Here is a 13,402-nt window from a genome sequence, read left to right as displayed (position 1 = left end):
CCATCAATCAAAGCTCGACAATACCCAAAGTGTGCCACTGCCCTTTGCTTGCAATAGATGAGCTTAAACCTTAATTTTTATCTCCCCAATAGCAGATAAATGAATGAGGAAGTTAGGATAAACAGCCATAAGGAACACCTACTGGCGTTAAAGTGCTGAAACTTTCAGCGACTCAATATGAGAAAAGTGGAAGAATCAAATAAATGTTCGATTTTTGTTTAATAGTTAATCAGTCATTTAAAAAGGGCTTGCACAGCCAAAGCGAGCACTATATTATACGCGCACTTCGAACGAACAAGGTCTTTACGACTTAGTTTGAAGTAGTTAACTAACGCTTAGTTAGTTGCCCGAATAGCTCAGTCGGTAGAGCAGAGGATTGAAAATCCTCGTGTCCCTGGTTCGATTCCGGGTTCGGGCACCACAATTTAGCCGGCATAGCTCAGTTGGTAGAGCAACTGACTTGTAATCAGTAGGTCCCGAGTTCGACTCTTGGTGCCGGCACCATATAAACAAAAAAGCCACTCACTGAGTGGCTTTTTTGTATCTGTCGTTTGAATAAAAACACCCGTCATCAATATTGAATCGCAACTGACTTACTCTCGATAACGCCAGTAGGTCCCGAGTTCGACTCTTGGTGCCGGCACCATATAAACAATGAAGCCACTCAATGAGTGGCTTTTTTGTATCTGAAATTTGAAGTGTTTCAAAGCAAAACACAACGAACTTCCCTCAGTAATAACGATAGCGCCCTCAATACTGGCACAATAAGCGTTCAAATCGAGCGTTAAGATAATGTATTGACTTCATGCAACAGACAATCACTTAATCCTTTACCCCTATAAATGATAGTTTTATATTCGCCACATAAAAAAGCCACTCATTATTGAGTGGCTTTGCGTTCTTATACAAACTATCTAGTTCCAAATGACTCAATCGTGCTTATTTGATGAGCTCGAGTGGCATAGGCCTATCACCTGCTTGAACTTGATGTTGAACATGGCGCCACCCTTGAGTGAGCTCACTTAGATGTGCTTTTCTCTCGGGGAAATGTGTAGCAAGTTTTTCGATAACATCGATTTGCTTCTTACACAATAATGACCAACGATCTGCATTTGATAAGTACATGGCGTTTTCCTTAACTGAGGGGTTACTTTTCCTTAGCCAGTTAAGTCTAGGCTGGAATCATTTTATTGCCAATTCAAAATTGCGCGTTAGCGCACTGTTAAAACAACTAACTCGGGAGTATCTTGGTTCTATAAACATAAGATAGGAGGCGTTATGACAGCCGATATTTTCAAACTCATTTTTGTCGCTATTGGTATATTTCTCGTTTACAAACTGATATTTGGTGGCAAGAAAGGTCTGACTATTTTTGAAATGCATTTTAAAGATGGCCGTATGACTCAGCATAAGGGCAAGATCCCCGAACGATTCGAACGGGAATGCCGCCAAATCGCTAAAACCGAAAAACTGACTTGTACTGTTAGGGCTGAAAAATCAGGAGATGTACGCTTACATATTTCTGCCAACGTGAGTGACAATGTAAAGCAAAGGATTCGTAATCTGTTTCCGTTTGAATATTATGACAAAAAATCGATAGATAACAGTCGTCAAGCGGGTTAGTTCTTCGCCTCTCCCCTAGCAACCTTAATACTTGCTATTGATAGTTAAGTATTGAGGTTGCAGTGAGTTCCTAAGGCATTTTCTTATTTAAACTTAACTGGATACCTAGGTTTTAGAAAATCGGATTCTAACTGCCCGTCTTTTCTCGCATCTCGAATACGACGTTCATTATCTTGCACCATAGGATCGCTTGCGGGTTGATGAGGATCGACTTGTTTCTCAGAATGATCCTCAAACTTAAAGTCAAAAGATGAACAAGCAGTTAACGACAGACTAAAAAATACTCCCCATAAAACAACGTGTTTATTCATCGACTACCCCTATCCATTTAGACTTAAGCTCAAATTAATTAAATTTAAACAATGGGTTGCAATAACCTTACCCCCATATATCGCTTATGCCACTAGCAAAAATGCCTAGCTGCAACTTTGGTTTGACTTCCACACTTTAATGCAGAAAAAAGGGGGTTATTAGCCAAGCTATACTGTTTAAGCCAATTTAAGTCTTAATCAACAGAGTTAATCCAAGACAAGCTGGGGTAAGCCAACTTAACTAAAAATTGCTGAAACTATTTTTGAATAACTAAAGTGACTTTAGCAACTGTGATGCCAAACTTAATAATATCACTCTGATTTATAATGGTATTATCATTCACTAAGAACATCCAATCGTCGAAATGAACTTGATATTCCTCACCATCCACAGGCAATAACATATCGTATTTCCAACGTAGCGCACTGCCGCTAGATTGGCCATCGGCAGTCCCGATAATGTCACCTGCAGTTCCTGAGTATCGCCCTTCCCCTAGTGCCTTGATGCGCCACACACGAGTTTGAGTTTCACCATCATCATACACAAACCATTCATTAATGACCCCCTCACTTCCCTGCCAACTGGCTTCCATAATGACATTGAATTTGCGGATTACTTTGCCACTAAAATCTTGTACGACCCCAGAGGCTTTTAATGGTCCATTAAAAAATGACTCCAAAACCAATGTCGGATGAGTATCTTTATAATCAGTCACTTCCACCGATGAACAACTCGACAACAGCCCTATCATTATTAAACCTAAAAATAACTTTCGGCCGACAAGCCGTTTCAACAATCGCATGGTTTTTCTCCGAGTAATTGCGCCCGCAAACTAGGACGACTAGTGGCTTTCGATAACCAAATCGCTAAAAATGCCTCAGCAAAATTAGCATCATGGATAATGTCGAGTGGTTGATGATTAAAGAAAAACTGACTCGTTTGTCCATCTATCACCTTAAAACTTAAATGGTCGCCCTGCTTCACATCGGGCCAAGTCGCATTTAATAAACCCAACCAACGTTGGATATCATTTTCGGCAAACGCTAGATGCTGCCATTGATCTTTTGTCGCTTCGAGCAAATCCTCTGACTCAATATCTCGATAATATTCAATATCTAGCAGCAGAGGATATTGCCCCTGTTGATAACGGCCATTTACCGTCATCAGTCTGGCCTTATACAAACTAAACCACAGCCAATCCATTTCTCCGCGGCCCACTTCCTGAAAAGTCTGCGTCACATCGGCGGCATCATTCAGTTCGATAGTAATGTTTTCAAAATCAGGCGTTTTCGCCTCTAACGCTTTTAAAGGTGCGGCCAATAAACTGAGGGCCAATAGACTTAAGCAGCTTGAATTCAAAAATGAAAAACCAAGATTTGGGCTACGATTACGAACTGACGACATGGGATCCCCCTTTTACTGCATGATGTCTTACAACAGGTACTTAACTAAAAACGGCATAATGACTTAACCGCGATCAATTCCTACAACTCAATAATTAACGCCCAAATACAGTAAAAGAACGCGCTTTAGTGCTTCGATTAAATCCATAGGGATTAGCAAGTTGGATTAAAAATGGCAGTAAGACTAGCCAAACCAAAAATAACATCACAGCAGAAATAACATTGCCATAGGGCAAACTCACAGCATTAAATTGTGCGCCAGCCAAATAGCTTAACCCACCAAATATGCCCCCGAGTAACGCCTGAAATATCAGCGGTAAAGGTCGCATAAAGGCCAAACTATGATTCAGGGTCAAAGCAAAATGCAGCCACAGGCAACCAAGCCACCAAGGGAAAAGAGCAAACTCAAACACCCCTAAAACAGAGAGTACGGTATCTACGCCTATTCCTAAGGCTGCAACCTTTAGCATCAATAGCAAATCCACTTTGCGATACTCGTGCTTACCTAAGGAAGCTAGCAGGATAAAGTGAAATAATAACAAAGGGATAGTTAACAACAGTGAGGTGTTAAGCCAAAGTACGCTAGACCACCACACAGCCTGAAAACTCAAGGCGTTATAGAGAATAAAGCCCTGATGTTTAAAAGGAACCCGAGAGTTAGCTAACATGAACTTCATCTTTGCCTCACTTTTATCTTGCTGCAAACAAAGCGGCTCATTCCAACGAAAATGGTTATTTCCACTAAAGTGACTGCTTAATCAAAACAAATTACGTCGCATTAGGGCTATTGCTTGGGAGATGATGGCTAGCAATGCGATAGTCCGGACGCACAGCCACTAAATGCACAGTGCTTGTGGTACGTTCTAAAAATCCACCTTCACAATAACTTAGGTAAAATTTCCACATCCGAATAAAATCATCGCCATAACCTAAAGCTTGGATTTCGCCTATCGCATGATCAAAATTCTCATGCCAATGTTTTAAGGTTTTAGCGTAATCGAGCCCCATATCATTGAGCGACCAGACCACCATGTCCGTCTGTTTGGCAATGTGACCGACCATTTGGCTAACTGAAGGTAAGCAGCCTCCGGGGAAAATATAACGCTGAATAAAATCCACACTTTTGCGATAGCTGTCATAACGTTGATCGGCAATCGTTATCGCCTGTAGCAGCATGCGCCCATTGGGTTTTAACAATGTTTCCAGCTTTTTAAAGAAGCCTGGCAAATACTCATGCCCTACCGCTTCAATCATCTCGATAGAAACAACCCTGTCGTATTCCCCAGTGAGATTGCGATAGTCCTCTGTCAGCAGCGTCACTTTATCGCTTAGCCCTTCGCGTTCGACACGGGCTTTGGTATAGGCGTATTGCGCATCTGAAATCGTTGTTGTTGTCACGTGCACGCCATAATGCTTAGCCGCATAAATAGCCAGCGCGCCCCAACCTGTACCAATCTCAAGCAAGGTTTGACCCGGCTGTAAATCCAGCCGCTCACAAATAGTCATCAGCTTAAACAACTGTGCTTCCTGCAAACTGGCTTCCTCATGGGGATAAAGCGCACTCGAATACAACATTTCACGGTCGAGGAATTGCTCATACATAGCATTACCCAAATCATAGTGGGCGAGAATATTCCGCTTTGAGCCCTCTTGAGAATTGCGATTCAGCACATGCTTCACACGGTTTATCGAGCCAGTTAACCAAGAGAATTTGGCTTCAATCTTATCGAGTAAGGCTAAATTACGGGCAAACAGTTGTACGACTTTGGTGAGATCAGGGCTCGTCCAATGGCCTTGAATATAACCTTCACCCGCACCAATGGAGCCTGAAAGCATGATTTGACGATAAAAACTCGGGTGTTTAACCACAAGCGTGGCGTGCAAGTCGGTATGACTCTCACCAAAACGATAACTCTTGTCGCCCTCAACCAAGGTCAAGCAGCCATGTGGGAGACTTTCCAGCGCCTTAAGCAAGACTTTACGCGCAATACTGTCGGGCAGTTTCCCTGTGGTGACTGAGGTTTGCGAAGCCGTATTTTCCATGTTATTTCTCCATCTGAGCTGGATGCGGCACAAAGGGCACACGTTTAAAAAAGAGTTTTAGCGCTTGCCAATAAATCCCGAAGAAGATCTTGAGAGTCATAAAAGGGAAGCGAAACAAAAGCGTCCGTAAATTGGCCGCCGTTATCGGTTGGCGTTTCATCACTAAATTGGCATTAAACAGTTTTTTGCCATTCTCTTGCATCGACTTGTTTTCAATACCAATGTTTAAGTCTTCACTCGGCGCAGACACATGCCAGAGATAACGCATATCGAGAGTCATAAAGGGAGACACGTGAAACACTTTGTCAGAAGGTTTGGGCGCGGCTAAATCGACTAAATAGCAATGGCGCTGATCCCAAGGCGTGTTACTCACCTCGGCCAACATGTATAAAGGCGTTTGATCTTGATAACAAAAGTAGAAATTTACTGGGCTAAAATACACGCCAAAATGACGGATCTGACCCACAAACAAAACTCGATCGCACAGTTTATCTGCGCCTAACGCTGCCACTTGAGTCAATACGCGACTCTTGAGTGCAGCTGCGCTTGGATCGACAACAGCCACTTCACCGCTGTCATTGGATGTAGTCGTAAAAGAAGTTAAATAGTCTTTAGGATTGAATCTCAGTAAAGCGTGGCGCTGGCTGGCAAAAACTCGCCCCATGGCACTGATCTTATCGACTTCATCTAAATCAATCGCCAACAGCGCCATGGCATAACTAAAACTATGTTTAATCGGCGTAAAACGGCTGTGGGATACAGTGCCGTAATAAATACCGCTATTGAGCTCTGTCATATTTAGACCTGTCACATTTAAACCTGTCATAGGCTGACACCAAAATGGGCACACACATCAAGTGCACTGCGAACGCCATCTTCATGGAAACCATTGTGCCAATAGGCGCCAGCAAAATGGGTATGATTTTGCCCGGATATTTCCTCACGGCGGCCCTGAGCCTTAAGACTGGCTTCGTTAAACACTGGGTGGGCATAATTGAAGCGGCGTATCACTTTCGCCTCATCAATCAACTCTGACTGATTCAAGGTGACACAAAAGGTCGGCGCATTGGCTGGCAACTGTTGCAGTATGTTCATGTTATAAGTCACTGACGCTGGACGTTTTAGGTTACCATCTAACCTATAATTCCAACTCGCCCAAGCGGCTTTTCGCTTCGGTAAAATACGTGTATCCATGTGCAGCACCACATCGTTATTCTGGTAGCTGAGGTCGCCTAAAATGGCGCGTTCTGTTGGCGTAGGATCGTTTAACATCCGCAGTGCTTGGTCACTATGACAGGCTAAAATCACCTCATCAAATTCCAACCATTCACCGTGAACTTGTAACTTCACCCCATTGCCATGGCGCTCAATACCTGTCACGGGTGAGTTAAGGCGGATATTGTCTTTAAAGGGCGCAATAAGATCAGGAATATAGCTACGCGAGCCCCCCTTTAGCACATACCACTGGGGTCTATCACTGACATTTAATAAACCATGGTGCTGGAAGAAACGAATAAAAAACTTCAACGAAAACGCGCGCATATCTTCTATGCTCGAAGACCAAATCGCTGCGCCCATGGGCAAAATGTAATGCTCAGCGAAAAATGGTGAGAAGTGTTCATTGTCTAAATAATCACCTAAGTTACCTTCGGGATAAATATCCTGTTGATAGAGTGCCTTACAGCCTTTATTGAAGCGCAAAATTTCTTTTAAAAAGGCCCAAAAGCGTGGATTCAGGAGGTTACGCTTTTGGGCAAACAAACTACCTAAATTGTGGCCGTTGTATTCAAGCCCAGTCAGCGCATTGTGCACGCTAAAACTCATCTCAGTCGGTAATATGGTGACATTAAGGCGAGCCAATAAACGTTCAAATCGTGGATATGTTCTGTCATTAAACACGATAAAACCTGTGTCTATAGCGTAGGTTTGCCCTTGATGCTCCACATCGACTGTCGCCGTGTGGCCGCCGATATAGTCATTGGCCTCAAACACTGTAACCCTGTGCGACTCACTTAATAGATGGCCACAGGTTAATCCAGAAATGCCGGTGCCGACGATGGCGATATTTTTCATAAACTCTTGTCCTTTAGCGGCTTGGCTTGAGTATCGTTTGCAATCATTTTTTGCCACACAAAGGCAGGTAAAAACGACATCAACTTCAATAGATAAGTAAAGCGTCGCGGAAAATGGATCTCGCGCTTGCCACCTTTCAGCCCATTACGTATCGCCTTAGAAGCGGTTTGTACACTCACTTGCATTGGCATAGAAAAATCATTTTTTGCGGTCAATGGTGTCGCCACAAAACCAGGGCAAATCAAGCTCACGCCTATGTCGTTCTTGGCAAGATCGAGCGCGAGACTCGAGGCTAAATACTGCACGCCAGCTTTAGAGGCGCCGTAAGCTTCAGCGCGAGGGAAAGGTAAATAAATAGCACTAGAACTCATTAAGCCAATACGTGAACCCCTAGGCATTAAAGGTAAAAATGCCCCGAGGCAATATCCCATTGCAATTAGATTGGTATGGATAACGCGCTCGAACAACACATCATCGAAAGCCTTAGCATCATCAATATATTCACAACTGCCCGCATTCAAAATGACCAAATCGAGCTGAGAATCTGTTTTCGCCAATAGCTCAGCTACATTTTGGCCAGCTTGATGAACTTGGTCGCGCTGGGATATATCGAAGATAAACAACGTAGCACCGACTAGTTCATTCAAGGCTAACGCCTCTAACCTTTGCAGCGAGCGGCCACAGGCAATGACGTGCCAACCTAAGGACAAATAATCCTGCGCCAGTTGCAACCCAATGCCTGAGCTTGCACCTGTAATCAGCACTGTATTTATTTTCATCGGCTTAACAGCGTCCATTACTTTGCCGCCCTGTCTTTGAGCAAGCGGATAAGCCCGCCCATGCAAGGCAAATGCTCATACAACATTTGCCCTAAGTCGAAGTAATCCCTGTGAAAATAAATCTTGTCGTTGAATTTAAGTTGGCTCATGCCATCAACACGGATAAGTCCGCCTTTATTCAACTTAGGGTGGCTATATTCCATCTGCCAAAACAGCGCGGCTTGATTCGCATCCTGCTGCACTTCTTTGATCTCAAAATGAATATGCTTAACATTCTTATATAACTTCGCGAAGTACTGAGTTAACGCCGCTAGCCCTGTGATTTGATGCATAGGGTCGGTAAAGCAAATATTGTCGTCATAAACCTGAGCTAACAGATGCAAATTATCTTTATTCAAAGCTTGATAAAGCTGAATAAAATCATCAACAAGCGTATTAGTCTCAGTAGTCGCTTGGTTTATCATCTTGTTATTGCTCCTGATCCTATTTATTGGGCCGTGGCCTTTTTCAATACGCCTAATACGGTTAATGCCCTTGCTCTTGCTGCACTGTGCTCGACAATCGCACTTGGATAAGCCGTTTGAGTGTTGAATAACGGCGGTTCAAACAAGGACGGTGTCTGCGCTGTACTGGGTTGATGTAATTGCTTAATTCCCCAAGATGCAAGCTCTGGTAAATACTTACGGATAAAGCTGCCATCTGGATCAAACTTTTCACTCTGGCTTATAGGATTAAAAATACGGAAATAAGGCTGAGCATCGCAGCCACAACCCGCAGACCACTGCCAGCCGCCATTATTCGCGGCTAAGTCACCATCAATCAGTTTTTGGCGGAAATAGCGCTCGCCCCAGCGCCAGTCAATCAGCAGATGTTTAGTCAGGAAACTCGCCACCACCATACGCAGCCGATTGTGCATCCAACCCGTTTGATTGAGCTGGCGCATTGCCGCATCCACAATCGGATAGCCAGTACGACCTTCACACCAAGCAGCAAACTCCTGCGGGTTATTGCGCCACAGCACATGGTCGGCTTGACGATTGAAATTGTGATTCTTAGATAAATCGGGAAATGCCACCAGCAAATGACGGTAAAACTCACGCCAAGTAAGCTCATTTAACCAAGTACGAGCAGGGCTAGTGTCGTCGACAATCACCTCAGGGAATTGATGCAGCAGCGCGGCAACGCATTGTCTTGGGCTAACCACACCAATGGCCAGATAGGGTGAAATTGAACTAGTGCCATCAATGGCGGGGAAATCCCTATCTTGCTTATAATCCTGCACTTTCTGCTGAATAAATGCCGAGAGCAAACGCTTTGCCTGCCCTTCTCCCGCAGCCCAAAGTTCACTCGACACTTTAGTGACATTGTTAAACAAAAGCGGCTTTGGCTCGGCCAACACAGGTCCAAGTGGCGCCGGAACAGGAAGCGGCAAAATGGCATGGCGGGCGGCAATTTCTCGCCACTTACGGCTAAAAGGAGTGAAAACCTTGTACATGTCGCCGGACAAATTCAGCACAGTACCCGGCTTAAGCAAACAGTGTTCTTCGGTTAATACTAGAGGAATACCCGCCTGAATACAGGCCTGGTCGCGCAGTTGCTCGTTAATCTCAGGCTCGCGACCAGCAAACACTCTACCAATCCCCTGTTGCTGACAATAGTGACCGATAAACTCAGGTACATCAGCAAAGGTATCTAACTGAATTAACTCGAATCCAATACCAAGACTCGCCAGTCCTTGGGCAAGTAAATTGATATGACGTTCGATAAAATCCAACTGAATTGGCGCAACGTCATGGCGCTGCCACTGGGTTGGTGTAGCGATATAAATCGCCTTAAGTGCCACGCCATTCTCCCGCGCCCAATCACAGGCTGCGGTTAACGCCTGATTATCGGCAAGGCGTAAATCTTGGCGAAACCACATCAGTGCATTATTGCCCTGCACTTTTATTGGAATTGAATCTATTTGCATTGAATCGTTAGCTAATGTCATTGTTTTTCTCGCTATTTATCTGCTCGCTTTGATTCACGGTATTCATCTTTCCACTGTGCTTACGACTTCTATTCACCTTCCCCGCTAAACGAGATGGCATTTTCCCAATCAAGTCCGTCGTCGAAGACGCCAAAAAAGCAGATAAAAAGCTTAACGTTGGCGCAAAAGGCCCCATAAACCAGCATGGGAAAGTCATTTGTTCCAATACAGTCAGCATTTCAGTCTGTTCAGAACCCGAATGATTTGAGTCGGGAATAAGCAAAAGTGCATCGACGTTAAGCCTGCCTCGCAGCAAAGGTAAACTGCCCATGGCTTGCTCGCCAAGATCAATAACCGATACCCGCAGCGACGCTAACTCGAGCGATAGAAGTAGAGAAAACAAAATGTTAGTGCGGGTGGAATTAAGCGAGGTATGTACCCCACGGGATAGACTCACCACAGCGATTCTCGCCGTCACGGCCTGTCCATTAAAGGCATGACGTCCACCCACTCGGTTAAGTAACTCGCTCTTTAACCAAGCAATAATTAACTCGGCATCAAGCCGCTCATTCACTAAGTCCTCGAGTTGATTAAGCCAAGGTTGTAGCAACTTTTCTTTCACCAATTGGAAAGGATATAAGCCAAATGCATCATCTAATATCTGCTGTAATTTGTGCTGATTGAAATCGAATAATGCCGTATTGAGCGCAGTGACTTGCTCGCACCATAAATCAATGGCTTGAGTTTGAACTATTTCTGTAAATGAAGATTTAGCAGCACTCATCAGCAAAGGTTTAACCTTACTGATCGCAACACCTTTAGCTAGCCATGCATTAATCTCATGGATTTCTTGGATATTTTCGCTCGTATATAATCTGTGTCCCTTGGGTGTACGTGCAGGGATCACTAAGCCAAAACGGCGCTGCCATGCCCTTAAGGTCACGGCATTCACGCCCGTTAAGGCCGACACTTCACCGATGGGGAGTAATATCTCACCATTGGGTTCTGTGTGGGCCGTGTTCTCTATAGTTTGTTTCATATTTCAGTAATAACTCACTAAATCAAAAGCTAAAATCAACTGAATGCGATTAGGTAAACGTTAATAGGCATAGCGCAGCTTTAACGCCTCAGGATGAGGGTTTAAGTACACTTGCTCTTCAATATAAGGTGTTGGAAATTCGCGTAAATAATGGTTAATGAGCGTGATAGGTACTAATAACGGCAATAGACCTTGGCGATATTTCATAATCGTTTCAGACAGTTCTATCTTTTGCTCTTTGCTCAAATGCTTTTTAAAGTAACCCTGAATATGCTGCAGCGTACTAGTATGATTTTTACGGGTCGCATTAATTTTCAGCGCCGTCATAAAGCCTTCAAAGTAGCGGGTCGCGCTTTGCTCAAGATCCTCAATATTGGCCACTATCGGCCCAAGCTCGCGATACCATGTCGGGCTGTGTGCCATTAATAGGTATTTATAGCGGGAATGAAACTTCACTAACTTATGCTTAGTCAGCCCTTCATGTTTCATCAGGTGCCAATCGTGATAGGCATAAACGCGGGTGAAAAAGTTCTCCCGCAGCACCATGTCATGCAAGCGGCCTTCTTCTTCCACGGGCAATAGTGGATATCGTTCCATCAACTTGCGAGCAAATACACCAATGCCAGACTTAGAACCATTGTTAGTGCCAATTTTATACTCTGTTACCCGCTCCATGCCGCAGGTTGGCGACTTAGCGCAAAGCAAGTATCCGCCAAGGAAATCGAGCTCTTCAACCTTGTTTTCGCTGTATTCATTGAGCTTATCGGTCACATCTAAGCTACCGTCACCACTCTGAACTAAGATGGTTTCCCCATCACGGACTAGTCGGATACTTTTCCGGGGGGCACCTAAGCCAATCGCCATTTCAGGACAGATGGGCACATAATCGAAAAATTGCTTAATCTCTTGATTACAATAGGTCGAATTTTTATGTCCGCCATCAAAACGAACTTTCTCCCCCAATAGACAAGCGCTGATCCCAATCTGAATTCGCTGCGGGTTAAACTTGTACATAAGTAGGCTCCTTGTATCACTATGTCTTTAATTACGGACCATAGTTGTACAAGGATCAAGTTTTTGTATAAATATTTTTTAAAAGTATCGTTTAACAGTGACTCCTGATAAATCAACCACAAATAAACCTAACTTGGCCTATAACTTGCTAATTCAAATTGCAAAGTTGTCATCAGATAATATTGAAACGTCCAGCAACACCCATTAGTTAACCGCTCAACATTTTAAACCGCAAGTGACCAAGGGACAGATTCATATATAAAGGAGTCGGATATGAGCACAATTAACCCTAATAGTTATACCAATACCTTTGCGAAAAGTTATGCCAATGTGCCACTCAAGCAAATCGAGCCGAGCACAAATGGCCTAGGAACTCGTGCAAATTCAATGACGGCTGCGAATCTAACGTCATCAATAAGCCAAGATACTGTAACGCTCTCCTCTGCAGCATCGGTAACGACTGCCGATACCTATAGCCATCTGGCCCCTAACGCTAAACAAGGCTACACGGGTAATGTGCAAGCCATTGCAGGCACGCCTGAACCAGACAAAAGCATCAACAGGTTGGACAAAGCCATGCAGGCTATTTTAGATAACCGTACAGGAGTCGATAGGGATAAAATTAATAAGATAGATGAAGAAATGGCGAAGGTTGCCGCCGATAAAAATCTATCTGAAGAACAAAAAGCCAAGCAACTAGAATTACTGCAAGCGCAAAAATTGGATCTGATTAAAGAATCATCGGAGAAAAATGAAGAGCGGCAACGTCGTATCGAGCCCGAGGTGTATTACAGCTAACGAAGAAATGACCCGCAAAGGAAAAAATAGGCAGTGAAGGAAGTAACAGGTGGGATACAGAGTGTATTTTTTCGGTGAAATATCAGTCTAATCATTTAAAACTAGGGCTTGTTGATCTTTCGTGATGGATTATTAGACAGCATGATGGGCTGGTATAATTACTTTCGCCAAAAACTAACCATGACAACCCATCATGCCAAGAACAATGTTAACAGACGAGTACTGGTCAAAGCTAATCAGATTGATGCTTAAAACGGGCCGCGTATATGACAAGCCCGAACACAGAAATACTTTCGAAGGCATTTTGTATCGGATGCGGGTCGGTTGCCCTTGGCGCGATGTGCCAGAA

The 13,402-nt window shown here is 43.9% G+C and carries 16 protein-coding genes and 2 tRNA genes; 5 read left to right on the top strand and 13 right to left on the bottom strand.

Translation table 11 applies throughout. The features are described from left to right. The first annotated feature begins 345 nt into the window (after window positions 1-345). Both L5M17_RS17855 and L5M17_RS17850 read left to right on the top strand, forming a co-directional pair. Window positions 346-421: transfer RNA gene (locus tag L5M17_RS17855), tRNA-Phe, on the top strand. Between the two features lie 7 nt (window positions 422-428). Then, window positions 429-504: transfer RNA gene (locus tag L5M17_RS17850), tRNA-Thr, on the top strand. A 435-nt stretch (window positions 505-939) separates the two neighbouring features. Here L5M17_RS17850 and L5M17_RS17845 read toward each other — a convergent pair. Further along, window positions 940-1,125, bottom strand: a complete 186-nt coding sequence (locus tag L5M17_RS17845) for a hypothetical protein (RefSeq protein WP_105251863.1) — start codon at window positions 1,123-1,125, stop codon at window positions 940-942. 153 nt (window positions 1,126-1,278) lie between these two features. Here L5M17_RS17845 and L5M17_RS17840 point away from each other — a divergent pair, with 153 nt between their 5' ends. Next, entirely contained in the window at window positions 1,279-1,623 is a 345-nt protein-coding gene (locus tag L5M17_RS17840; protein WP_105251862.1) for a DUF3634 family protein, read from the top strand. Window positions 1,624-1,706: 83 nt separating this feature from the next. Here the strand turns inward: L5M17_RS17840 and L5M17_RS17835 are convergent, their stop codons facing one another. The 12 genes from L5M17_RS17835 to L5M17_RS17780 form a co-directional block, all read right to left on the bottom strand. Continuing rightward, entirely contained in the window at window positions 1,707-1,934 is a 228-nt protein-coding gene (locus L5M17_RS17835; RefSeq protein ID WP_131523646.1) for a hypothetical protein, read from the bottom strand. A 257-nt stretch (window positions 1,935-2,191) separates the two neighbouring features. After that, window positions 2,192-2,737 carry a DUF3833 domain-containing protein gene (locus tag L5M17_RS17830; protein ID WP_105251860.1) on the bottom strand — a complete coding sequence of 182 codons (546 nt, stop codon included), beginning with the start codon at window positions 2,735-2,737 and terminating at the stop codon, window positions 2,192-2,194. Next, a complete protein-coding gene (locus L5M17_RS17825; protein ID WP_263148724.1) occupies window positions 2,725-3,339 on the bottom strand; it encodes a chalcone isomerase family protein in 615 nt (204 codons plus the stop codon). Before L5M17_RS17825 ends, L5M17_RS17830 begins: the two co-directional genes overlap by 13 nt. A 94-nt stretch (window positions 3,340-3,433) precedes the next feature. Then, complete coding sequence (locus L5M17_RS17820) at window positions 3,434-4,015, bottom strand: DUF2878 domain-containing protein (RefSeq protein WP_263148723.1); 582 nt, start codon at window positions 4,013-4,015, stop codon at window positions 3,434-3,436. Between the two features lie 91 nt (window positions 4,016-4,106). After that, complete coding sequence (locus L5M17_RS17815) at window positions 4,107-5,381, bottom strand: SAM-dependent methyltransferase (protein WP_263148722.1); 1,275 nt, start codon at window positions 5,379-5,381, stop codon at window positions 4,107-4,109. Window position 5,382: 1 nt separating this feature from the next. Beyond that, window positions 5,383-6,207 carry a DUF1365 domain-containing protein gene (locus tag L5M17_RS17810; RefSeq protein WP_173497573.1) on the bottom strand — a complete coding sequence of 275 codons (825 nt, stop codon included), beginning with the start codon at window positions 6,205-6,207 and terminating at the stop codon, window positions 5,383-5,385. Next, complete coding sequence (locus L5M17_RS17805; protein ID WP_263148721.1) at window positions 6,204-7,454, bottom strand: NAD(P)/FAD-dependent oxidoreductase; 1,251 nt, start codon at window positions 7,452-7,454, stop codon at window positions 6,204-6,206. The genes L5M17_RS17810 and L5M17_RS17805 overlap by 4 nt, the downstream gene beginning before the upstream one ends. Continuing rightward, on the bottom strand, window positions 7,451-8,251 hold the full coding sequence (locus tag L5M17_RS17800) for an SDR family NAD(P)-dependent oxidoreductase (protein ID WP_028761305.1): 801 nt from the start codon (window positions 8,249-8,251) through the stop codon (window positions 7,451-7,453). The genes L5M17_RS17805 and L5M17_RS17800 overlap by 4 nt, the downstream gene beginning before the upstream one ends. Continuing rightward, a complete protein-coding gene (locus L5M17_RS17795; RefSeq protein WP_263148720.1) occupies window positions 8,251-8,697 on the bottom strand; it encodes a nuclear transport factor 2 family protein in 447 nt (148 codons plus the stop codon). Before L5M17_RS17795 ends, L5M17_RS17800 begins: the two co-directional genes overlap by 1 nt. Before the next feature lie 23 nt (window positions 8,698-8,720). Further along, on the bottom strand, window positions 8,721-10,223 hold the full coding sequence (gene phrB / locus L5M17_RS17790; RefSeq protein WP_263148719.1) for a deoxyribodipyrimidine photo-lyase: 1,503 nt from the start codon (window positions 10,221-10,223) through the stop codon (window positions 8,721-8,723). Continuing rightward, window positions 10,210-11,241: a MerR family transcriptional regulator gene (locus L5M17_RS17785; protein ID WP_168823024.1), complete on the bottom strand. Its 1,032-nt coding sequence runs from the start codon at window positions 11,239-11,241 to the stop codon at window positions 10,210-10,212. The genes phrB and L5M17_RS17785 overlap by 14 nt, the downstream gene beginning before the upstream one ends. Window positions 11,242-11,301: 60 nt before the next feature. Further along, entirely contained in the window at window positions 11,302-12,255 is a 954-nt protein-coding gene (locus tag L5M17_RS17780) for a YbgA family protein (RefSeq protein WP_173243591.1), read from the bottom strand. 273 nt (window positions 12,256-12,528) lie between these two features. On the opposite strand from L5M17_RS17780, the gene L5M17_RS17775 reads away from it, so the two are divergent. Both L5M17_RS17775 and L5M17_RS17770 read left to right on the top strand, forming a co-directional pair. Next, entirely contained in the window at window positions 12,529-13,053 is a 525-nt protein-coding gene (locus tag L5M17_RS17775) for a hypothetical protein (RefSeq protein WP_263148718.1), read from the top strand. Between the two features lie 193 nt (window positions 13,054-13,246). After that, window positions 13,247-13,402 (top strand): transposase (locus tag L5M17_RS17770; RefSeq protein ID WP_263148747.1); only part of this gene is annotated, 156 nt, incomplete at its 3' end.

It is taken from the genome of Shewanella sp. SW24, assembly GCF_025653395.1.
Classification (GTDB): Bacteria; Pseudomonadota; Gammaproteobacteria; order Enterobacterales; family Shewanellaceae; genus Shewanella; species Shewanella oncorhynchi.
This window is presented reverse-complemented; position numbering and strand designations above follow the sequence as displayed.